The organism is Desulfovibrio sp. JC010 (assembly GCF_010470675.1).
Classification (GTDB): Bacteria; Desulfobacterota; Desulfovibrionia; order Desulfovibrionales; family Desulfovibrionaceae; genus Maridesulfovibrio.
The window spans coordinates 109,326-125,428 of sequence record NZ_VOIQ01000009.1 but is presented as its reverse complement, the minus strand read 5'-3'; the positions used below and the strand labels follow the sequence as shown (position 1 = coordinate 125,428).

General features: G+C 47.4%; 16 protein-coding genes. 8 read left to right on the top strand and 8 right to left on the bottom strand.

Features of this window, described 5'->3' with window-relative positions:
• Positions 1–123: 123 nt before the first annotated feature.
• From FMR86_RS11805 to FMR86_RS20405, 4 genes are all read right to left on the bottom strand, one after another.
• Positions 124–855 carry an amino acid ABC transporter ATP-binding protein gene (locus FMR86_RS11805; RefSeq protein ID WP_163351606.1) on the bottom strand — a complete coding sequence of 244 codons (732 nt, stop codon included), beginning with the start codon at positions 853–855 and terminating at the stop codon, positions 124–126.
• Complete coding sequence (locus FMR86_RS11800; RefSeq protein ID WP_163351605.1) at positions 855–1,868, bottom strand: amino acid ABC transporter permease; 1,014 nt, start codon at positions 1,866–1,868, stop codon at positions 855–857. Before FMR86_RS11800 ends, FMR86_RS11805 begins: the two co-directional genes overlap by 1 nt.
• A gap of 149 nt (positions 1,869–2,017) precedes the next feature.
• Positions 2,018–2,836, bottom strand: a complete 819-nt coding sequence (locus FMR86_RS11795; protein ID WP_163351604.1) for a transporter substrate-binding domain-containing protein — start codon at positions 2,834–2,836, stop codon at positions 2,018–2,020.
• A gap of 60 nt (positions 2,837–2,896) precedes the next feature.
• Complete coding sequence (locus tag FMR86_RS20405; protein WP_203544863.1) at positions 2,897–3,064, bottom strand: hypothetical protein; 168 nt, start codon at positions 3,062–3,064, stop codon at positions 2,897–2,899.
• Between the two features lie 198 nt (positions 3,065–3,262).
• Here FMR86_RS20405 and FMR86_RS11790 point away from each other — a divergent pair, with 198 nt between their 5' ends.
• The 5 genes from FMR86_RS11790 (at position 3,263) to FMR86_RS11770 (ending at position 8,911) form a co-directional block, all read left to right on the top strand.
• Positions 3,263–4,003, top strand: a complete 741-nt coding sequence (locus tag FMR86_RS11790; RefSeq protein ID WP_163351603.1) for a basic amino acid ABC transporter substrate-binding protein — start codon at positions 3,263–3,265, stop codon at positions 4,001–4,003.
• A gap of 94 nt (positions 4,004–4,097) precedes the next feature.
• Positions 4,098–4,883: an amino acid ABC transporter permease gene (locus tag FMR86_RS11785; RefSeq protein ID WP_163351602.1), complete on the top strand. Its 786-nt coding sequence runs from the start codon at positions 4,098–4,100 to the stop codon at positions 4,881–4,883.
• A complete protein-coding gene (locus FMR86_RS11780; RefSeq protein WP_163351601.1) occupies positions 4,873–5,610 on the top strand; it encodes an amino acid ABC transporter ATP-binding protein in 738 nt (245 codons plus the stop codon). Before FMR86_RS11785 ends, FMR86_RS11780 begins: the two co-directional genes overlap by 11 nt.
• 175 nt (positions 5,611–5,785) lie before the next feature.
• Entirely contained in the window at positions 5,786–7,738 is a 1,953-nt protein-coding gene (locus tag FMR86_RS11775) for a hybrid sensor histidine kinase/response regulator (protein ID WP_163351600.1), read from the top strand.
• A 78-nt stretch (positions 7,739–7,816) separates the two neighbouring features.
• A complete protein-coding gene (locus FMR86_RS11770) occupies positions 7,817–8,911 on the top strand; it encodes an AI-2E family transporter (protein WP_163351599.1) in 1,095 nt (364 codons plus the stop codon).
• Here FMR86_RS11770 and FMR86_RS11765 read toward each other — a convergent pair whose 3' ends face one another.
• On the bottom strand, positions 8,912–10,540 hold the full coding sequence (locus tag FMR86_RS11765; protein WP_163351598.1) for a bifunctional UDP-sugar hydrolase/5'-nucleotidase: 1,629 nt from the start codon (positions 10,538–10,540) through the stop codon (positions 8,912–8,914).
• A 218-nt stretch (positions 10,541–10,758) separates the two neighbouring features.
• Between FMR86_RS11765 and FMR86_RS11760 the strand changes: the two genes are divergently transcribed.
• Positions 10,759–11,928, top strand: coding sequence for a murein transglycosylase A (locus FMR86_RS11760; protein ID WP_239057225.1), 1,170 nt, complete (start codon positions 10,759–10,761; stop codon positions 11,926–11,928).
• 1 nt (position 11,929) lies between these two features.
• A complete protein-coding gene (locus tag FMR86_RS11755; protein WP_163351597.1) occupies positions 11,930–12,658 on the top strand; it encodes an MBL fold metallo-hydrolase in 729 nt (242 codons plus the stop codon).
• A 71-nt stretch (positions 12,659–12,729) separates the two neighbouring features.
• On the opposite strand, the gene FMR86_RS11750 is transcribed toward FMR86_RS11755, so the two are convergent.
• On the bottom strand, positions 12,730–12,939 hold the full coding sequence (locus FMR86_RS11750) for a zinc ribbon domain-containing protein (RefSeq protein WP_163351596.1): 210 nt from the start codon (positions 12,937–12,939) through the stop codon (positions 12,730–12,732).
• A gap of 98 nt (positions 12,940–13,037) precedes the next feature.
• Positions 13,038–14,030, bottom strand: coding sequence for a hypothetical protein (locus FMR86_RS11745; RefSeq protein ID WP_163351595.1), 993 nt, complete (start codon positions 14,028–14,030; stop codon positions 13,038–13,040).
• A gap of 327 nt (positions 14,031–14,357) precedes the next feature.
• Between FMR86_RS11745 and FMR86_RS11740 the strand changes: the two genes are divergently transcribed.
• Positions 14,358–14,813 carry a hypothetical protein gene (locus FMR86_RS11740; protein ID WP_163351594.1) on the top strand — a complete coding sequence of 152 codons (456 nt, stop codon included), beginning with the start codon at positions 14,358–14,360 and terminating at the stop codon, positions 14,811–14,813.
• Positions 14,814–14,889: 76 nt separating this feature from the next.
• Here the strand turns inward: FMR86_RS11740 and FMR86_RS11735 are convergent, their stop codons facing one another.
• A complete protein-coding gene (locus FMR86_RS11735; RefSeq protein WP_163351593.1) occupies positions 14,890–16,068 on the bottom strand; it encodes a glycosyltransferase in 1,179 nt (392 codons plus the stop codon).
• Between the last annotated feature and the right edge of the window lie 35 nt (positions 16,069–16,103).

Sequence of the window (16,103 nt, the reverse complement as noted above, 5' to 3'; positions counted from 1 at the left end):
ATTATTCCATAGAATAAGCCCCGCAATATCTTTTAAGATATTGCGGGGCTTGATTTTGGTATGGGCTTTCTTGCGAAGCGGCGAAGCCTTAACAAAAGGTTTTAAGCCGCCGGAGGCATTCTTTTACAAAATCTGACTCAAAAATGATTTGGTGCGGTCGGATTCGGGGTTGCTGAAGAAGTGTTCCGGGCTGCCTTTTTCAATGAGCATGCCCTGATCCATGAAGACTACCTCATCAGCGACTTCACGGGCAAATCCCATTTCGTGGGTAACCACGACCATGGTCATGCCTTCTTTAGCAACGGTTTTCATAACATCCAGAACCTCGCCGACCATTTCCGGGTCAAGGGCTGAGGTGGGTTCGTCAAAGAGCAGCACCTTGGGTTCCATGGCCAGAGAGCGGGCGATGGCCACACGCTGCTGCTGTCCGCCGGAAAGCTGGGTGGGATAGACTCCGGCCTTGTCATGGATTCCTACTTTTTTGAGCAGTTCCATGGCGACTTCCCCGGCTTCCTTCTTTGATCTTTTGCGGACCACGGTCTGGGCGATGGTAAGGTTTTCCAGCACGGTCTTGTGCGGGAAAAGGTTGAAAGACTGGAACACCATGCCCACTTCTTCACGGATTCTGTTGATATTCGTCTTGGGGGAGAGGATGTCCACCCCGTCGATGAAGATGTGGCCGGAATCGGCATATTCAAGCCTGTTCAGGCAGCGCAGGAAGGTTGATTTACCGGAACCGGAAGGACCGATGACAACGACAACCTGACCTTTATCCACTGTGTGTGAAACATTGGAAAGGGCTTGAACTTCATGGGGGACATAAAAAGTTTTGTATATATTCTGTACTTCAATCATTATCTCTGCACCATTCTCTTTTCAAGGTACTGCACAAACATGGAGAAGGCAAAAGTCAGCAGCAGGTAGAGCAGGGCACAGAGGAACCACAGCTCAAAAGGCTGCAGGCTGGTGGAAACAGCTTCTCTTGTGCCTTTGGTTAATTCCCTGATGGCGATTACGCCGAGAAGGGAGGAGTCCTTGATCATGCTGATGAACTGTCCTGCCAGCGGGGGGAGGATTCTCCGGAACGCCTGCGGCAGGATGATATGTTTCATGGCATAGTATTTAGACATACCCAGTGAGCGGGCAGCTTCCATCTGTCCTCGGTGTACGGACTGGATACCCGCCCGGACAATTTCAGCCACATAGGCCCCGGCAAAAATCGCAAGGGATGCGATACCGAACCAGAGTGGAGGAATCTGTGAGATATCATATTGCGCGAGCATGTTGTTGATCAGGGTTCCCAGTACAAAGTACCAGATGAAAATCTGGACCAGTAACGGCGTGCCGCGAATAAGCTCAATATAGGTTATGGCTGAGAGCCGCAGGGCCGGGTTCTGGGATATCCTTGCCAGTCCGGTAAAGAGGCCGAGCAGGATACCGAAAACAATAGCAATGGCACTGACCTTGAGGGTAACGAACAGGCCTTCAAGGATGACTCCCATCTTCCATTCTTTTTCAATCCCGATGGTGTCGCCTACAAAAACAGAATCATCCTCATAGACCTGCAGGTCGGAGGCGGGGACTTCAAATCTCTCTGACTCATTGTCTTCCCCTCTTACAATGACAATTGCGTCATCACCTTGCTGTTTTATGGAAGTGACACTGCCTTCAATGTTTGAGGTAATGTGTACTTCGTCTTCATAATAGAAGTAGCTAGGAATACGCTCCCATCGCCAGACGTAATCAACCTGCTGTGTAGCCCAGTAGAGACCGAACAAGGTTGTGAACAGGCCGATAAAAAAAACAGTCTTCCAGAAAATTTCGTAGTTCCGGCCTTTGCCGGGAGCTCTCATTGATGTTCCACTCATAATATAAGCCGATTTTTAAAATTTATATTCTTACTAAAAAGCAAAAAATTCAGATTGCCGGGAAGGGGTCGATGAATATGGCGCAATCGACCCGTTGTCAACAATCTGAATAAAGGGGCGGATAAACCGCCCCTGTATAATCTTGGTTGCTACTGGATGTTCTTACGCCATGCAGTGCTTTCAAACCATTTGTGGTAGAGTTTGTCGTAGCGACCGTCATTTTTGATCTGGTGCAGGAAGTTGGTCAGGAAGTTCAGGAAGTCGGGATCACCTTTGCGGATACCCCAGCCCAGAGGCTCAAAAGTAAAGGGAGTTTCAAGGAAGATGAGCTTGTCTTTACCCTGTTCAGCCATGAAGATGGCGTTGAAGGGCAGGTCGTAGATCATAGCATCGGCTTTACCGTTGAGAACTTCAAGAGCAGCATCGGTTTCGAGATCAAAGCTTTTGTACTTTGCTTTGGGCAGGAGGCGTTTTGCAGCCTGCTCACCGGTGGTGCCGAGTTTGGAAACAATGGTGTATTCAGGCTTGTTCAGGTCTTTGTAGGACTTGATTTTGCCTTCAAGCTTTTTGTTTACCAGAGCAGTCTGGCCGACAACCATGAAAGGTTCTGCAAAGTTGATCTGCAGGTTGCGCTCCTGGTTGACAGTCATACCGGCGGTGATGATGTCAATCTTATTGGTAAGGAGAGCGGGAATGATGCCGTCGAATTCCATGTTGACGGGTACGAACTTAACGCCCATGGCTTTTGCCATTTCACGGGCGAGGTCGATTTCGAAACCGACAATGCGGCCTTTGTTATCGGTCATCTGAAACGGAATGTATCCGGAAGCGATACCGCAACGGAGTTCACCGGATTTCAGGATGGAGTTGAGGGTGGATTTCTTGGCCAGATCGATGTCGGCTGCGTTGGCGGTGGCTGCAAAGCACAGAGCCAGCACCATAATCAGCATCATGCAAATTCTTTTCATAGCTTTCTCCTTTAAATTCCTTGTCTGCAATTAAGTCAAAATACCTGTGGCAAATGCCGATCAACCGTATTTGCCCTCAGTAAGTACTTCCTTAACAATCATTTCAACCTTGCAAACAGGGCAGGTCGGCATTGATTCTTTGGGAAAGTAGACAATACGGGTGTCCCGGCATTTGGGGCAGATAACCTCTACAGCTTCCTGCCGCTCTTGTTTGACTTTGTTTTTCATTAGTAATGCCCCTTTGAAAAAAGAATCTGGAAAATTAACTTTTTTTTGAATAAAGTTCAAGAAAACAATTTTTTAATGCGTTTATAATTCAATGAAAACAATATTGTCCATGGAAACCTTTGTTGACACGGTTACTTTTTTGTATAATTTTCATGTTTGTGATTTTAAGGGTATTTTAACTTATTTGGAGGAATATTTATGAAAAGGATTATAGTTGCCCTGCTGCTGACTATTCTTGCTGCGACACCTGCTTTTGCCGGAAAAAAGGTGATCAACATTGCATCCGACTGCACATGGCCGCCCATGGAGTTCGTTAATAAAGATAAACAGATTGTCGGTTTTTCCGTTGATCTGATGAAAGCCTGTGCCAAGGCTGCCGGATACGACGTGAATATTAAAAACGTTGCCTGGGACGGTATTTTTGCAGGTCTCGCTGCCGGAAAATATGACGCTATCTGCTCTTCCGTATCCATTAACGAAAAACGTAAAAAGGCAATGGACTTCACCGCTCCCTATTTTCAGGTGAAGCAGGCTGTTGTTACCGCTAAAGATGTTGATGCCAAGAATCTTGACGCATTCAAAGGTCAGCCCGTAGGTGCCCAGATCGGTACTACCGGCTTCTTTGCAATCAAGAAGGCTGACGGTGTAATCGCTAAATCTTACGATGAAATCGGTCTGGCCATGGAAGACCTCTTCAACGGCCGCCTGAAAGCAGTTGTCTGCGATGATCCCATTGCAGCTGACTTCGCCCTGCAGCAGGCTGAATATTCCAAAAAACTTAAAATCGCTTTTATCATTGAAGGCGGTGAGTCCGAATTTTACGGCGTAGCCATCAAGAAAGGTAATAAAGAAGTTCTCGACCTGATCAATAAAGGTCTCTCCACTGTAAGGGCTGACGGTACTTACGATAAAATCAGAGCCAAGTGGTTCGGTAAATAATACCGGAACATCAGGCTTGAGTTGATAACAAATGGCCGGGATCGGACGCAAACAGCCCGGTCCCGGCATTTTCATGCAGCCCGGGTAAATTATTATGAAGCAAGAAAAACAAGTTAAGATTGAGGTTACGGACGGGGCCAGCATTCCCGACAGCAGCGACAAGGGGCTGCTGAATGCGTGGTGGGTTTCCTTTATCGGTGCGGCTGGTATTATCGCCTATCTGGTTATTACCAAGCCTGATCCGTACAGGGATATTCTGCTTTTTATTCCTGACGGAATTGTGGTTACTTTTGAGGTTACCATCTGTTCAATTTTCGGGGCGCTGATTATCGGTCTCTTCACCGGGCTGGGCAGGATTTCCAGCAACAGATTTATCAATCTGGTTGCTTCTACCTATGTGGAAGTGGTCAGGGGGATTCCGCTGCTGGTACAGCTTTTCTACATTTATTATGCCATGGGCCGTGTGCTTCAGGTGCCGGATATGCTTTCGGCTATCATTGCCATGAGTGTCTGTTACGGCGCGTATATGGGGGAAGTTTTCCGTGCCGGAATCGAATCCATTGATGACGGTCAGATTGAAGCTGCGCGTTCGCTCGGTTTCAATAAGAACGAAACAATGTTTCTGGTTATCCTGCCGCAGGCATGGCGTACAATACTTCCTCCTGTGGGTAACGAATTCATTGCCTTGCTTAAGGATTCTTCGCTGGTGTCCATTATCGCTGTTGCGGATATTCTCAGGCGTGGACGTGAATTCGCAGCGGAAAGTTTTCAGTATTTTGAAACTTACACAATGATCGCACTTGTTTATCTGGTGATTACTCTGATTCTCTCAAGAGCGGTAAGCCATATGGAAGAGAGGTTGAGCCATTATGACCGCTAAGCCTATTATTGAAATTAAGGACGTATACAAGTTTTTCGGCGACCTTGCCGCGCTCAGTGATGTCTCTCTTGATATCAAGGCTGGGGAAAAGGTCGTGATCATCGGGCCTTCCGGGTCCGGTAAAAGTACGTTGCTGCGTTCCATCAACCGTCTTGAAGAGATCAACAAAGGGTCCATTATTGTAGACGGGCTGGATGTGCATGATAAGGAAAACGACATCAATACCATCCGTCAGGAATTGGGTATGGTTTTTCAGTCGTTCAATCTTTTCCCGCACAAGACGGTTCTGGAAAACCTGACTATGGCTCCCATCCGTCTGAAGGGCATGGACAAAGAGGAAGCAAGGGCCATTGCCGTGGACCTGCTTAAAAAAGTAGGCATCCGCGAGAAAGCCAATGTTTATCCTTCCAAGCTTTCCGGTGGGCAGCAGCAGAGGGTGGCCATTGCCCGCGCACTGGCCATGAACCCAAAAATCATGCTTTTTGATGAACCCACATCCGCCCTTGACCCGGAAATGATCGGTGAGGTGCTTGATGTTATGAAAAATCTTGCCAGCGAAGGCATGACCATGGTCGTGGTGACACATGAGATGGGTTTTGCCCGTGAAGTTGCGGACAGGATTGTCTTTATGGAAGACGGCAGGATTATCGCCTGCGCACCGCCGGAAGAGTTCTTTAACAGCGCAGATCATCCCCGCTTGAAGCAATTTCTGGATCAGATTTTGTGATTTTCTGATTTTGTTTCAAATTTGTGAAAACGGTTCTGGAGATTCCAGAGCCGTTTTTTTGTATGTCGGTATAAATGAATAAAAAATAAAACGGAAAATGTTTTCAATTCTGTAATTATTTATTATATGAAGGTTGAAGTTGATTTTTTAAATACATGTCGATGGGGTAGAGTTGATGTCTGGCAAGCGGATTCTGGTTGTTGATGATGAAAAAATAGTCAATCTCGATATTCAAGCTACATTAAAACGCTTGGGATACATCATTGCCGGAGACGCAGTAACCGGCAGGGAAGCTATTGATAAAGCTGCAGCCGGCCGACCGGATCTGGTTCTCATGGACATTAAGCTGCAAGGTGAAATGGACGGCATTGAAGCCGCCAACATTATTATCAAGACCTACGACATTCCTATTGTTTTTCTTACCGCATTTTCCGATGAAAACACTCTGAGCCGGGCCAAACTTTCCGGGCCTTTCGGTTACCTGCTCAAGCCTTTTGAGGAGCGGGAGCTTCGTTCCTCCATTGAAATCGCCCTTTATAAGCACGGCATGGAGCAGGAATACCGGCAGGCTGTGGCTGATGCCGAGGCCGCTAATGAAGCGAAGAGTTCTTTTCTTGCCACCATCAGTCATGAGTTGCGTACGCCCATGAACGGGATTCTGGGATTAAGTGAAATTCTGCTTGGAAGCGGACTTGAGTCGGACCAGAAGGAATATGTGGAATTGATTAAAGGCTCGGCTTCGTCCCTGTTACGGGTTCTCAATGATATGCTCGATTACTCAAAGATCGAACGGCGTATTCTTGAACTCAGGGAAGGGACATTTGATGTCCGCCAGACACTTGCCCTCGTCATGAATTCCCACCAGCCCAATGCCGAGAACAAGGGGCTGGAAATGGAATGCTGCGTTCATCCCGATATTTCCGGGGAGCTGCAGGGGGATTCCGGCAGGCTTACCCAGATTTTGAACAACCTCGTCAGTAACGCAATCAAATATACCGATAAAGGCGGACTCACCATTGAAGTTCTGCCCGATGATTGTGCTACCGACCCGTATCCTGCCGGATGTACGAGACTTCTTTTTGCTGTTTCAGATACCGGGCTCGGAATTTCCAGAAATAAAGCTGATACCATTTTTGAAAGCTTCACCCAGTTGGAAGATTATATGACCCGCAAACACGGCGGGATCGGGCTGGGGCTGGCTATTACTCATCATCTGGTCAATATGCTGCAAGGTGCGATCTGGGTGGATACACAGCCGTCGCAGGGCAGTTGTTTTTATTTCACTGCTGTTTTCAAGCGTGTAGATGAGCGTGTTGAAGAAAAGCAGTCCGAGGTTCCTGAAGTTTTTGATTTTTCTCAGTTTAAAAGAGTTATGCTTGCTGATGATAATATTATAACCCGCAGGGTTGTTTCTGCTTTTCTGGAAGACGCTAACTGTGAACTGGAAATGGTGGAAAACGGAAGGGAGGCAATTAGCCTTCTGGCCAGCAAACCTTTTGATCTGGTTATTATGGATATTCAGATGCCGATTATGGACGGTCTGGAGGCAACCCGGCTTATCCGTGCAGGATATATTGAGAATGTAGATTCACAGATTCCTATTCTGGCACTCACAGCTCACGCAATGAAAGGGGACCGGGAGCGTTGCCTTGAGGTCGGCATGAACGGTTATATCTCCAAGCCTTTCAATTCTGCCGGGCTGATGGAGGCGATGCTTTCTGTTGTGAAGGGTGAAAAGGGAAGTAGCCCTGTTGAGGTTCAGCCGCAGGATAATTTTGATAGTTCTTCCAGTCTTGATTTGAAGGGGACCATCGTCCGTCTTGACGGGAATGATAAGCTTGTTCAGGAAATATACAGTCATTTCATGCGATTGGTGCCCATGCACCTGACCAGAGTAGATGAAGCTGTTACTAACGATGATATGGATAAAGTCAGGAGCGAGCTCGCTCTTCTGCGTGGCTTGTCCCTTGATGTGGGAGCCCATAAGCTTTCAGCTTTGACACAGGAAATTGATAAACATCTGCAATATGAAAACCTTTCTTCGGTGGAAAATTTGATTTCAAGCATGAAGAGCGAAGCGGACAATGCTTTGACGGTAATGTCCGATTATCTTTTCAAAAGCTCCTGATTTTAATTGTGCTTGTTTTTTTTATCTGGAAGTATGGGCGTCTCTCTGCGTAGCTAATCATAATTCAAGGATTTGAGCATGACTCCCCCTGATGAAAAAATAATAAAATCTCCTGCGATCTACACTTTTTTTCTTATCCTGCTGCTTATTTCGGCAATCGCGCTGGGGTATTCCGTTATTCAGCCGTTTTTAAACACGATTATTATTTCAGTAGTCCTCAGTGGTATTTTTTATCCTCTGAACAGGAAAATATGCTGCCGCGTCGGCGGGCGGCCCGCAGTCGGGGCATTTCTGACCGTGCTTATAATTGTTTTCGCTATTATTATTCCGGCAGTTGTTTTCTTTTTCGGTTTGATCGGACAGGGGGTGGATTCAGTCACAGCCATTAACGAATGGTTGCGCACTACGGATTTTTCTAAATTTTTTAATTCAGAGCATTACAACACATATCTGCATTGGATGGAGCAGAAATTTCCCTTTATTGAAATCAATTCGAGCGATATTCAGGCCCGGATTCTTGAAGTCTCAAGAAGTTTCGGGCAGGCAATGCTCACCTCCGGGACCTGGCTGGCTGCAAACATGGCAAGCCTTGTTGCTCATTTTCTGATCATGCTTTTCCTCGTGTTTTCCTTTCTTAAGGATGGCGATCGTTTTATTGACCGGGTCAGATATCTTTCGCCATTGCGTGCGGAGCAGGAAGATTTCATCATTGAAAGCCTCAGGAAAGTTTCCAAATCGGTGCTTTTCGGTAGTCTGTTTATTGCTTTTCTGCAGGGAATTGTGGGCGGTATCGGGCTGGCAATTGCCGGTATTCCGGCTCTTTTCTGGGGTACTATGATGAGTTTTGCGTCCCTGATTCCGGTGCTGGGAACAGGGCTTATCTGGCTTCCTGCGACCATTTATCTTCTTATTGTGGGCAAACTTAAGACGGCTGTCTTTCTGCTGCTCTGGTGCGGCGTGCTGGTTACCGGGATCGATACAGTGCTCCGGCCCATGATTGTGCGTGAAGCGTCCCGGGTTTCAACTATTTATGTTTTCCTCGCCATCCTCGGTGGAATCAACGCGTTCGGTCCTTTGGGGATTCTCTACGGTCCCCTTATCCTGTCATTTTTGATGGTCATGCTCCACATTTACGGTGTGGAATTTCAGGACGTGCTCAACCATAAAAAGTAGCTAGTTCTTGTATGGAGTTCCGTTGGGATTGAATATTACCGGGCGGAAGTTCGTGGTCAGTTTTTCTTTTTTGAGCAACCCCGATTTGATCACATCCCTGACTTTGACAAAGGTTTCGACTTTTCCCGGTATTTTTTCCAGCATTATGTAGCCGTCGCCGCCTCTGGCAAGGTAGGAGTTGGTTGCCAGCGAGTATTTGCGTTTATCGGAGATGCCTTTGTAATTCCCGGATTTGTCGAGAATTTTAATGTCGGATATGCGTGTGCCCGCAGTTTTTATTTTTACCGGTTTGCCGTTTTTAAGTTCCAGCTCCTGCGCTTTGCCCTTGAGGTTAAGGGTGAACTTCAGTCCTGAAATTTGGAGAAAAGCCCCGGACGGGGCGGGAAGATTGTGGACCGAGCGTTCAAGAATCTGTTTCAGGGTCTTACTGTCCACTTTCATTATGGTCACCTTGTTGCCGAAGGGGAACATGGTGTTGATGTCTTTGTCTGTTATGGGGCCTGCGGGAATAATCTTATCCCCCCTGATGCCGCCTCCGTTCTGGAATCCGATGTCGGTTTTGAATTTATCGCGCATTATGGAACTGACTAAATTCCCGGCAAGGTTGTCCCCGGTCCTGATGGAAGCCGCACGGGTATCGAGGGCGGCGGGAGTGACAGCTAAAGGAACAGGTGTGTTGTCTGTTTTTTTTGTGCTTGAGGAAATAAAACTTTTAATCAGTGGGGCTTCCCCAATGTTGTCGGTGACCGGGATAATGGTCCATTCATGCTTGCGGATGGCTCGGTCATTCATGCTTATTTTCAATACGCCTACATAGCGGCCCTGGCTTCCGCATTGCACCATCAGGCCGGGTGTCGGTCCGTCGCGGGCAATGATTTCCTGACCGGGCAGAATGTCTTTATAGCTCTGGCCGCCGCAGATAACGTCTATTTCCGGAACCTGCTGCAGGATTTTTCTTTGGTCTTCGAGGGTAAGGTGGCTTAAAAGTATGATCAGGTCCGCTTTTTTGTCCTGCTTGAGTTTGAGGGCGGTCTTCCGGGCGGATTCAATGATGTCCTGTGAGACTGAAATTCCTGATCCCGGATTGGATATGAGTTGCAGCTCCGGCAGGATCATTCCCATGAAACCGACCTTTACAAAGTTTCTTTCTATGAGATCAGTCCTGCGGATATATTTATTCAATGGATTGCCCGCAGATATTTTCAGGTTACTGACTACCGTGGGGAATTCTTTGTGCTTCAGGCATCTTACCAGCAGTTTTGCGCCGCGGTTAAACTCGTGATTGCCAAGGGTGGAAATATCGAAACCCATCTTGTTCATGGCTTTGAAAACTGTCTGCCCTTTTGGGTTTGTCAGCGATTCACCCATGAGATCATCGCCGGTGGCGACGGTTATTGTTGAACCGGGGTGTTTTGCCCTATATGATTCAAATATCGACTGAATTCTTGCAAATCCTCCGAAAGTACGTACCATGCCGGTACTCTGTTGATCATTCTTCTCTTCGGCAGGGAGCAGTTGTCCGTTCAGGCCGGATGTTGTCAGAAGTATCAGGTCCCAGCGGTCGGCAAAACCGGGGGAAGCTGTCATAAGAATGGCAATAACAGATGCTATGAGAGTAGCTGAACGCATAACAAATCCATGATTTTTATTAAACTGTATGCTGAATTGTGAGTGATAACGTGTATTACGTTTATAGTGTAATGTAAGCCAGTTTCTTGTTTTTATCCAGTATAACCGTATTAAATATATCATCAATAAGGCAGGTTTCGGTGCTTTTCTTAAGTTTACGCAAGTTTACTTTGTTCATTTTTCTATTGATTTCAATTTTTGCATTTAGCGGTTGCTCCTTGCTGAGCGGGACACCCGAGGCTCCGGTCAAGGTCCAGACCAAGGGTTATTATAAAGTCGACAGTGTTCAGGTTGCAGGGCTTATCAATCGTTTACAGAATCAATCCGGTGCTGATTTTTCATGGCTTGATCTGCAAAAGGGAATTGAACGCAACATTAAATATCTTTCCCGCAGACCTGAGAACAGCGTGGCTGCCAAGTACGGACGTATGCAGATAACATGGGGAATGCTCAAGCGAACCAATGAGGAAATGCTTGAACTGCTGCCCCGGCTTGCGTCTTCACCGGAACTGCTGAATGAAAAATTCGTCTGGCATTCCATGGTTCCGCGTACCTTGCTGACCGGGTACTATGAGCCGTACCTTGAAGCATCGCTTACCCCGCATCCGGATTACCCTTATCCGCTGTACAGTATTCCGTCCGATCTCAAGACCCTTGATCTCGGTAAATTCCATCATCGCTGGAAAGGGCAGCAGTTGATTTACCGTCAGGATGGAGAAGACGTCCTTCCCTATCATGACCGTGAAGATATTGATTTTGAAGGGGCGTTGCAGGGCAGGGGATTTGAGATTGCATGGGTTAAGGATCTGGTGGATGTGTTCATCCTGCAGATTCAGGGGTCCGGACGTCTTGTCCTGCCTGATGGTAATGTCAAACACGTCCTTTATGCCGGGAAAAACGGGCTGAAGTATGTTTCTCTTGGTAAAGTGCTCATTCAGCGCGGTCTGCTGCCCAAAGAGGGCATGAGCATGCAGAAGATCAAGGCTTTTCTGGCCGCCAATCCGCAGCTGGTGGAAGAGTTGCTGACCACCAACCCCAGCTATGTTTTTTTCAGGCTGGATGATGAAGGGCCGTTCGGTTCCATGGGGGCACCGCTGACTCCCATGGCCAGTGTTGCGGTAGACAGCAAGGTTCTGCCCCTCGGTTCTCTTGCTCTTTTGACCACCCGCCTTCCGCAGCAGGGTAAGAAGCAAAAGGCTCCTTTTGCCAGAATGGTTATGGCACAGGACCGCGGCGGAGCTATCAAGGGCACCAGAGTGGACCTGTTTTGCGGTTCCGGGCCTGATGCTGAGTATCTGGCCGGGCATCTTACCTCATGGTCCCACATTTATCTCCCCATCAGCCGTGCTTTGCTGGAAGAAATGGAAGACGCGAAAACTGAACAATAGTATGCAGGTCCGTTTAGTCCATATTTTTCACAATTGCTTTGTGCTTGAAGCCGGAGATACCAGCTATGTTTTTGATATCCCGGCAGAACGGTTCAGGAGCAAAAAGGTGCTGGCCGCCTTACAGGAAGCTGTCGCAGGTCGCAATGTTGTTGTCTTCTTTTCGCACAGCCATACAGATCATTTCGCACCTGATTACCGGGAGGTCTGTTCCGCTGCGAATTCTTTGCAGGCAGTAATTTCGGATGATATTGAGGAAATGCATCCCGATCTTGATTTCGGGAATGCGCTTATTGTGGAGCCGGATGAGAAGTACGAACTTAACGGCCTTTCAATCGAAACCCTGATGTCCAATGATCTTGGTGTCGCTTTTCTTTTCCGTACAGTAGAAGGCTTGAAAGTCTATAACGGCGGTGATCTGGCCTGCTGGGACTGGGAAACGGCTTCACAACCGGAATTGGATTTTACCCGTTCATTTTTCCGGGAAGCTGTGGCAAGGGTGAAGGGTTACGGTCCGCATGTCGTATTTTCAAATGTGGACAGGAGGCTGGAAAGTCTGGCTGGGGGGCCGCAACTGGCGCAGGCCGTCAACCCGCAGGTATTCGTTCCGACCCATGTTTTCGGGCGCGCCCAATGGCTGAAAGTAATTCACGAAACACTGGGGATTGTCGAGGAAAATTGTTTTACCTACCGCCGCACTGGTGATTCAGAGAATTATGATATTTTGATCTAAACGGCAGACATAAAAGAAACCCGGAAGTATAAGCCTCCGGGTTTTTTAGTAGAGAAATATTTACGGTTGCTTTAACCGCAGCCGTTGCAGCCTTTGCACGGCTCTTTGTAACCGCCCATTCCTTTGGGGATGCCGTTGGGGCGTACATTGCCCATGGATAGCAGTTTTTCGCAATCTTTCTGGCCGCATTCTGGGCAATCCGCTTTAGCGTCTTTTCCGGGCATAACCAGTTCATCAAATTCTTTATTGCATTTGGGGCATTTAAATTCGTAAATGGGCATTTTGCTGACTCCTTATATATGTACGGGGAGCATGGCTCCGTTCAGAGTTGTTCCTGAAGTCAGGGGTAAGAGAAAAAGTCGTATTTTTCAAGTGAAATCTAAATGCTCCGTGAGAGCAGGGTTCCGCCGCCCATCATGCCCAGCTGTGAGAAAAAGCCGCCCAGCTGACCGTGTACCTGACCGGCCTGCTTGTCCTGCTGTTCTTGAATTGCGGCTGCTTTATCCAGCAGGGCGTTGATGTTCTTGGTTATTTTAGCCAGATCATCCTGTTCACTATCAGTCAGAGTAGTTGTCTTGGCTTTGTCTTTTAGGGCATCGGCCTGTTCATCAAGTTTGTAATAAAGATTTTTTTCGGCACTGCTTAAGCCGTGGGTAACGATGCTGCCTGCAATCTTTTCCATTTCGGTGATAAGTGCGTCAGCACGTTTGGTCTCTTCTTCAGTGAGTTCCTTTTTGGTGGTGCCCATGATTTCATCTATCTGCTTGTTCAGTTCATCGGCTTTGGCCTGCTCTTCTTTGCTCAAAGTTTTGGGGCCGGTTATGCCGAAAAGTTCCTTAAGCTCTTTCTGAATGGATGCTTCTTTTTTCTTCTCCGCAGCACTCAGGACCCTGCCTTCTGGATAGTACATTTTCTTCAGTTCCCACTTCAGGCTTTCGGCCCTCTGCAGGTCTGCGCCTTCAGGTTCTTTGGTGGGCACGATTTCGTACAGCTCATCCAGTTTGGTCTGGAGTTCGTCTACCTGTTTCTTTTCTTCTGCAGTGAGCTTTTTGGCTTCACCGTCAAGTCCGTAGAGTTTGTCCAGTTCCGCCTTCAGTTCTTTGAATCTCTTTTCCTGATCTTCAAGGACTGACGAATCATTGACACCATAAATATTGTTAAGCTGGGAGTAGTATCCGTTGACCTGCTGCTGCTCATCGGAGGAGAGTCCGAAGCTCATGGTGGCAAACTGCATCTGCAGCTGTCTGCGAATCTGGTTTGGGCTTAGACTGCTGGAAATATTAGGAGTTTTCGCGCTCTGGGTGTTGTTTGCGATGTTGGAGAAATAGCTCCCGGCTGTGCTTGATCCGCTTAAAACTGAGCTGGTGTACATGTCAGGCTCCTGAGAATATTATTAGGAAAAGTTTTCCTTTAGATTTAGTTTTCTTAAGAGAAGCAAATATTATGCCTGAATATGATTTTACGGATCAGAGCGAGTCAGTAAGTGGCTGGGTAAAGACGTTTTTTTGCTCTGCTGAAATTAAAGTTCATGTTTTTGATTCAACACGGTTGCACAAGCTGGATATTTGTGAGAATCACGGAGTGTTTACAGGGAGGATGGATCAAAAAAATTTTTAAAAATGTTTAAATTCTTGATTTGAAATCGTCCTTGAAGTATAGTCCTTTTTCGTTATAAACACGATCATTTAGGAGGAAAAAAATGAGCGCAGCAACTGAAAAAGTGCATCAGATGGAAGATTACCAGCAGAACGAAGATGTGCTGGCTGAGGACGTCACAGCAGGCGTCACCGAAACTGCACAGAAAGACATGGGTAAAGTAGCAATTATCATCTCTTTCATGGCAGTAGTTCTTCTTGTTGTATTTTTCTACGGCCTGAATCAGAATCTGACCAGCCTTACCGCTGAAGTTAAAGATCTGCAGACCGTACGCGGTGAAGTGGAAGCCCTGAATACTCAGATGACCGTTGTAGACGGCAGACTGGTAGAACTCGAAAAGCTCCCCACTAAAACCAGACATATTATTATGGACGGCATTATTGAAGAAATGAACCAGAAAGCAGCTTACGTTGGCGCACAGCTCAGCGAAGAAGAGCAGGCAAAACTTGCCAAGGTTCAGGAGCTCCTCAAGGACGTACAGTCCGGCCTCCAGAAATAATAGCTTTGAGCGATCAAAGTTTTCGGGCGCAGCGGGTATTACCTGCTGCGCCTTTCTGTTTTAACTGTCTGATTTTTTAAAAGTAGATTTTCATTTTCCGGATTATCGCAGCCAGTCTGTGCTCATAGGTATGCTCCGCCAGAACTCTCTTTAATCCCGCGCGGGCTGTTTCTTTTCGTCCTTCACTATTCTCCAGCCATTCAGAAACTCTTTCTTTTATTTCTCCGAGTCCCTGATAACAGGCGACTTCTTTCTCCGGCTCGAAAAGTTCTTCCAGTTCCGGGCAGTATCGGGTCAGGAGAAAAGAACCGCAGGCGGGGACATCGAAAACTCGCTGGTTCATGGCTGCAGAGGATTGCAGGCTGGGGGAATTGAAATTAACGGCTGAGTCGCGGTAGAAAGCCGGTAGTTCCTGCTCATAGTCCAATCGACTCCACCATGAAAATTTTTTGTTTTTACCTGTTAATACCTGCTTCCAATATGAATCGCCGACAATGACCGGGCTGAAATCCAGAAGCTCTGAAACCGATTGGATTCTTTGTTGTCTTGTTCCTTCCAGCTGAATCAAACGGTAGAACATATTTTGGCTGTGGACGGGGAGTTCGGCATGGATTTGACGTGTTTCAGCATTCATTTCTTCGCAGAGATGCTTTCTAGCTACGTCCGGTGTTGTTGCGTATATTTTCCCAAGTTTACGGTATTCCCGCAGCAGGGGGGCCGGGAATCGCGCTGCCCGGAGCAGGTCCGCTATTTTATTTGCCCATGATGAGCCAACAAAGGAAACCGCATGTTTTGGAGTTGCGGCCGGGGGCTGGGGGCGAAAGATTGTAGGGTCGGTAGCGAGAGGCAGGTAATGCGCTTCACGAATTCCTTTGGCCTTGAAAAAAGGAATTGATTGTGGATCCCAGCAGAAGACGGAAAGCAGTGCATCCGGGGCAACATCATTTTGCATGAACATTTCTGGACGGTCCACAAACCAGCTGGCGAAAGGGACTCCGCAACGCCCCAGCAGGGCCAGCACCTGTCCGTCCCCGTCAAGGCCGCTGTGGTTGATGCTGAGGATGAAATGGGGTCTGAATGCTGCAATTTGATCAAATAAATTTTTCAGGAATTCGGTATTCTGTGCGAACTCTACGGTGCAGAAATCAACCCTGCATTTCTGCATGGCCCGCAGCAGTTCCGGAATGATGAAATAATCCTGACTGATCAGCAATATGCGCGGCATGCTTCCTTTGATGAATGGAATCTTGAACATAGTCAGCTGATTATCCCTAAGCGGAGCTGATGTCC

What these genes read in the sequence shown, in the direction of transcription:
- FMR86_RS11805 (WP_163351606.1), bottom strand. Translation starts at nt 855, where the DNA reads ATGATTGAAGTACAGAATATATACAAAACTTTTTATGTCCCCCATGAA.
- FMR86_RS11800 (WP_163351605.1), bottom strand. Translation starts at nt 1,868, where the DNA reads ATGAGTGGAACATCAATGAGAGCTCCCGGCAAAGGCCGGAACTACGAA.
- FMR86_RS11795 (WP_163351604.1), bottom strand. Translation starts at nt 2,836, where the DNA reads ATGAAAAGAATTTGCATGATGCTGATTATGGTGCTGGCTCTGTGCTTT.
- FMR86_RS20405 (WP_203544863.1), bottom strand. Translation starts at nt 3,064, where the DNA reads ATGAAAAACAAAGTCAAACAAGAGCGGCAGGAAGCTGTAGAGGTTATC.
- FMR86_RS11790 (WP_163351603.1), top strand. Translation starts at nt 3,263, where the DNA reads ATGAAAAGGATTATAGTTGCCCTGCTGCTGACTATTCTTGCTGCGACA.
- FMR86_RS11785 (WP_163351602.1), top strand. Translation starts at nt 4,098, where the DNA reads ATGAAGCAAGAAAAACAAGTTAAGATTGAGGTTACGGACGGGGCCAGC.
- FMR86_RS11780 (WP_163351601.1), top strand. Translation starts at nt 4,873, where the DNA reads ATGACCGCTAAGCCTATTATTGAAATTAAGGACGTATACAAGTTTTTC.
- FMR86_RS11775 (WP_163351600.1), top strand. Translation starts at nt 5,786, where the DNA reads ATGTCTGGCAAGCGGATTCTGGTTGTTGATGATGAAAAAATAGTCAAT.
- FMR86_RS11770 (WP_163351599.1), top strand. Translation starts at nt 7,817, where the DNA reads ATGACTCCCCCTGATGAAAAAATAATAAAATCTCCTGCGATCTACACT.
- FMR86_RS11765 (WP_163351598.1), bottom strand. Translation starts at nt 10,540, where the DNA reads ATGCGTTCAGCTACTCTCATAGCATCTGTTATTGCCATTCTTATGACA.
- FMR86_RS11755 (WP_163351597.1), top strand. Translation starts at nt 11,930, where the DNA reads ATGCAGGTCCGTTTAGTCCATATTTTTCACAATTGCTTTGTGCTTGAA.
- FMR86_RS11750 (WP_163351596.1), bottom strand. Translation starts at nt 12,939, where the DNA reads ATGCCCATTTACGAATTTAAATGCCCCAAATGCAATAAAGAATTTGAT.
- FMR86_RS11745 (WP_163351595.1), bottom strand. Translation starts at nt 14,030, where the DNA reads ATGTACACCAGCTCAGTTTTAAGCGGATCAAGCACAGCCGGGAGCTAT.
- FMR86_RS11740 (WP_163351594.1), top strand. Translation starts at nt 14,358, where the DNA reads ATGAGCGCAGCAACTGAAAAAGTGCATCAGATGGAAGATTACCAGCAG.
- FMR86_RS11735 (WP_163351593.1), bottom strand. Translation starts at nt 16,068, where the DNA reads ATGTTCAAGATTCCATTCATCAAAGGAAGCATGCCGCGCATATTGCTG.